We start from the raw sequence: 4,439 nt of genomic DNA, 5'->3' as shown, positions 1-4,439 counted from the left end.
GTACGAAAATGGCAGAAATAAACATCGAACGGAGAAAAAAACCGGTTTGGCCCTGGATACTCCTGATCATTCTTTTAGCACTCATTGGCTGGGTGGCTTACGAATATTTGCGCGACGACACCTCTGTCGATGTGGATGTAGATACGAACTCAACCGGTATGGTGGAGCAGGCCGGGCCACAGTCTCCGCAGTACCAGGTTGCACGAGTCTGATAAGAATTTAACCTCAACAATACGATGAAAAATGATGAATTGAGAAATGAACGCCTGATGCCACTGAGTGCCATGAAGGACTACAAGGTGGCCAAAGACAGCCTGAACGTGATGGGCTGGGGCGTGGTAGGTGCCGATGGCGAGAGCCTGGGTACCATCCGGGACCTGATCGTGGATCCGCAATCCATGAAAGTACGCTACCTCTCCGTTGTCGCCGACAAGCGGTATTTTACAACCGACGCTGACCAGTACATACTGGTGCCCATCGGGGCGGCAGCCCTCGATAAAAGCGGCAAAAACGTATTCGTGCCCTCCATCGATTCCCGCACTATCGGCAGCTACCCAGTATACGGCGGCGTCGACATACCCGAAGATTACGAGTATGCCGTGCGAGACACGATCATGCGGGCACATAAGGATACCTTGCCTGATACGCCGGAGGTATACCGCAAGGAGTTTGATGAATCGGTGCGCGAAAGCCGGACTGAGACGCGCCCCATCTCCGACGACTTTTATGACAACGAGACCTACAACGAAAACCGCTTCTATACCTCCGACCAGGAGATCCGGCGCGACACAACCTATACGACCGGAGACGTGGAGCGAACAGACACCACTGCCGACCTGCACGATGAAAGCAAGCCACGCACGGTCGAAGATTCGATCACGACCATCGAGCGGCTGGAAAATCTCAGAAAGCGGGGCTCTATCACAGAAGAAGAGTTTATCCTGATGAAGAAAAGAGCGTTGAACCTCTAAGTTTTTTCATCCGGCCTTAGATTCCGCCTTCCTGAGTAAAAGCTACTGCCCCTTACCTGAAGGGGCAGTTTTTTTATACCCTTTCCGGACAGTTAAGGCGCATAATTATCCGCATAAATCTTCAATCCTATACCTGATCCTGAGGCCGGAACCCCCAACCCGCCGGATAGATTTTTACAGAAAGCATTCCCCCTGCCCTTTCACCTGCTGCTATACCTGAAAACAGCAGCGAGCATAGCGCACATCGGTGAGCAGAAAGCTTGCCTGCAGAGAAGCAGAAACGTACATATAAGAATAATTAAAGATTTTTTTGAAAGGCAAGGCAACCGTATTGAAAAATCTGCCGTGATGGGGGCACAAAGCTACTGACAGGGTGAGTGAAACTGAAAGCAAAGAAGTAGTCGCACTGCTTTGCGGCTGTATGAAAGCAGACCGGGAAGCACAAAGAAAGTTGTACAGGCTTTTCTATGGCTATGCTATGAGTGTGTGTCTGCGCTACTCCAAAGATGCCGAAGAAGCCCGCGATGTGCTCAACGACGGCTTCCTGAAGGTGTTAACAAGGCTGGCGCAGTACGATCCGAAAAAGCCGTTTAAAGGGTGGGTCCGGCGCATCATGATCAATACAGCTTTGGATAACTACCGGCACAACCTCAAGCACTATCATCTGATGGACCTGGAGGCGGCAGAGCCGGAGGCGGATACATACGATGTGTTGCAACAGATCAACTACGAGTACCTCATCAGCCTGGTGCAGGCCCTCACGCCGGGATACCGGGCGGTGTTCAACCTGTACGCGATAGACGGGCACACCCACGAAGAGATTGCAAAACTGCTGGGTATTTCCGTCGGGACTTCCAAGTCGAACCTGGCCAAGGCAAGGGCTAACTTAAGAGCAGCGTTAACTAAAACCAGGAGAGATGAGCATAAACAACATGTCTGACGAGGAGCTCGACAACCTGTTCAGGAGGAGCGCTGAGGGCTACGATCCGCCTTATGATCCGGAAGACTGGAAGGCCATGGAAAAAAAGCTGGAGTTGGCGGAAGGCGGTCCTGCAGTGTGGCAGAAGTACTTGTACCCGCTACTGATCCTGCTGATGATAGGCACAGGTATAACCGTGAGCCTGCTGAAGCCGGAACCCGCTTCTATACCTGAACAGGCAGTAACAGCGACAACCGAATCGCCGCAGGTGCAGGAACAGGAGCCGCGAAGCCAAAGCGCCACCGCAAGCGCTAAGTTGCGGCTGGGAGGTAAGCAGCCCTTCTCACCCGGTGAAAAGAAAAGCCGAAGCCCATTGGCAGGTATGGCAAAAGAAAGTGCTTTAGAGAGTGACAGGCAGCAGGTCTCACCCCCTGCTGCCTGGAGCACTTCCCCGGAAATGCGAACTGCTATACCTGTGCAGGAAGTAGAAAAGCTGAATACAAGCGCTGTTGTTGTGAGAACATTAACACTGGATACCCTTCTGCTCATGACCAGCGTACCGGAAGCGCCAAAGCCGCAGGCAGACAGCAGCTACCGCCCGAACCCGGAACGCGTGCGCAAGAGCACGTTCGGTAGCAGCCTGCAACTTACGCTGGCAGTGGCCCCGGATGTGACCACCGTCCGGTTCAGCGACCCGGAAGGCATCAGCCAGAACGCCGGTCTGTTGGTAGGTATTCCGCTGGCTGGCAGGTTAAGCCTGGTGACCGGCGCGCTGTGGGCACACAAGGTATACCAGGCCTATCCGGACAACTACCGGCCTACACCCGACTTCTGGGATGGCAAGAAATTACCGTCCTCCATCGATGCGGAATGCCGGGTGCTGGACGTGCCCCTGAACCTGAGCTTCCGCCTGCTGGGCAACGAAAAAAATACAGTGGCGCTGCTGGCCGGGGTGTCCAGTTATTTCATGCTGAAGGAAAAGTACAGGTATAACTATACCTACAGCGCAGAGCCCTACAGCAGAACATCAAGATTTTCGAACGAGAACAGGCACTGGTTTGGGGTACAAAATGTGTCTGTGAGCTATAGCCGTAAATTATCCCCTGTTTTCTCCGTTGGAGTGGAGCCGTTTGTCAAATTTCCACTCTCAGGTATAGGCGCCGGGCAAGTGAAGCTGACAAGCGCAGGCGTATTTTTTACGGCAGGCTATACCATCCGACTGAAGCAGTAACATCCTTCACCTGACCCTATCCATTGCCCGGGCAACACAGCACGGATGCATACTGGCAGGAACTCCTGTGGGTGTATGTGACCGATTGAATTGTAAATCCATCTAAAATTTAAAGCGATGAAATTATTTAAAAACTACTGGCTGGTGGTGAGTTTACTCCTCAGCCTGCTATTCGTTGTGAACAGTTGCGACGACAGTGACGACGATGACGACGATACCCCGCCTGCTGCGGAAGTTGCCTTTAATAACATTGCCCTGACCGCAGCCAACGAGGTGCAGACCCCGCCCGTTACCAGCACCGGTACAGGCACACTGAATGCCACCTACAACATGGACACTAAAAAGATCACCTACAGAGTGACCTGGTCGCTGGGCAACACGAATGACAATACGGAAGGTATGCACTTTCATGGACCTGCTTCGCTGACTGAAAGTGCCAGCATCGTGATAGGTATTCCACTTGCCACCGGCGGCGGAGGCTACAATCCAGGCGATGATGTCGGCAGCTCCGGCAGCGTCTCCGGGGAGACCCGAGCCCTGACCCAGGTAGAGGAAGATCAGCTCCTGGACGGCCTGTGGTACCTCAATATTCACAGCACCACCTACCCCAACGGTGAGCTCAGAGGACAGCTTCGCTAAGAAGCAAAAAGAAGTAGCGTAAAAGAAACTGTTTTGCACCAGTAACCCCGGCAAGGCCCTCAAAAGCCAGCCGGGGTTCTTTTATGCATGTATCGTAAATATTTTAAGATTTATATATATTTATCAGCAATTACGGTGCAATTTGTTTATCTTGAAATCCTGTTTAAACACTGGGTATCAGTACATGGCTTTGAATGCCTGTTCGACAGCACCGTATTGACCCTAATTGCTGACAATGACAATTAGGTGCTTTCCCCAGGCAACTACGTGGGCTACGAAGCCGAGGATTACGATGACGTTCCGTTTGAAGAGAAGATGAAGCTGCTGACCACCGAACCGGCCGCTCAGTTTGAGGAAGGCGATCAGTTGGAAAAGCGGATTCAGGGGAATTTGGAGGGATTGGGTCTAGGTTGTGAATAAGTAAAGATCTATTAAACCATTTTAAATATTCTTCTGAATCTAAATAAAAGCAAGTAGCATGAGCACTCATATTTTTGAAGCCCCAACAATTGGTCTTGGCAGGATACTAAGTGAAGGTAGTCGTTATTTAGTACCTCATCATCAACGGGATTACTCATGGGGAGAGGATGAAGTAGCTCAATTGTTTAATGATATTGAAGAGGCAAGATTAAGTGATTCTGATTATTACTTTCTTGGATTGATGGTATTTATTCCAGCA

General features: G+C 51.2%; 7 protein-coding genes. All 7 read left to right on the top strand.

Translation table 11 applies throughout. From position 1 onward, the window contains the following. On the top strand, window positions 1-212 hold a 212-nt coding region (locus OB13_RS17660; protein WP_461491507.1), incomplete at its 5' end, for a hypothetical protein. Window positions 213-236: 24 nt separating this feature from the next. Then, complete coding sequence (locus tag OB13_RS17655) at window positions 237-971, top strand: PRC-barrel domain-containing protein (protein WP_461491506.1); 735 nt, start codon at window positions 237-239, stop codon at window positions 969-971. A gap of 373 nt (window positions 972-1,344) precedes the next feature. Next, on the top strand, window positions 1,345-1,911 hold the full coding sequence (locus OB13_RS17650; RefSeq protein WP_461491505.1) for an RNA polymerase sigma factor: 567 nt from the start codon (window positions 1,345-1,347) through the stop codon (window positions 1,909-1,911). Further along, window positions 1,889-3,121, top strand: a complete 1,233-nt coding sequence (locus OB13_RS17645; RefSeq protein ID WP_461491504.1) for a hypothetical protein — start codon at window positions 1,889-1,891, stop codon at window positions 3,119-3,121. The genes OB13_RS17650 and OB13_RS17645 overlap by 23 nt, the downstream gene beginning before the upstream one ends. 117 nt (window positions 3,122-3,238) lie before the next feature. Then, window positions 3,239-3,760: a CHRD domain-containing protein gene (locus OB13_RS17640; protein WP_461491503.1), complete on the top strand. Its 522-nt coding sequence runs from the start codon at window positions 3,239-3,241 to the stop codon at window positions 3,758-3,760. Window positions 3,761-4,006: 246 nt separating this feature from the next. Beyond that, window positions 4,007-4,180, top strand: coding sequence for a hypothetical protein (locus tag OB13_RS17635; protein WP_461491502.1), 174 nt, complete (start codon window positions 4,007-4,009; stop codon window positions 4,178-4,180). Between the two features lie 58 nt (window positions 4,181-4,238). After that, window positions 4,239-4,439, top strand: a 201-nt coding sequence (locus OB13_RS17630; RefSeq protein WP_461491501.1) for a DUF262 domain-containing protein, incomplete at its 3' end; no start/stop codon positions are given.

It is taken from the genome of Pontibacter sp. HJ8 (assembly GCF_054824225.1).
Note: the sequence above shows the minus strand (reverse complement) of the source record. Positions and strands in the feature narration are given on the sequence as shown.

Bases quoted from the DNA above. Each gene is read 5' to 3' on its own strand.
- OB13_RS17655 (WP_461491506.1), top strand. From the start codon at position 237: ATGAAAAATGATGAATTGAGAAATGAACGCCTGATGCCACTGAGTGCC.
- OB13_RS17640 (WP_461491503.1), top strand. From the start codon at position 3,239: ATGAAATTATTTAAAAACTACTGGCTGGTGGTGAGTTTACTCCTCAGC.
- OB13_RS17645 (WP_461491504.1), top strand. From the start codon at position 1,889: ATGAGCATAAACAACATGTCTGACGAGGAGCTCGACAACCTGTTCAGG.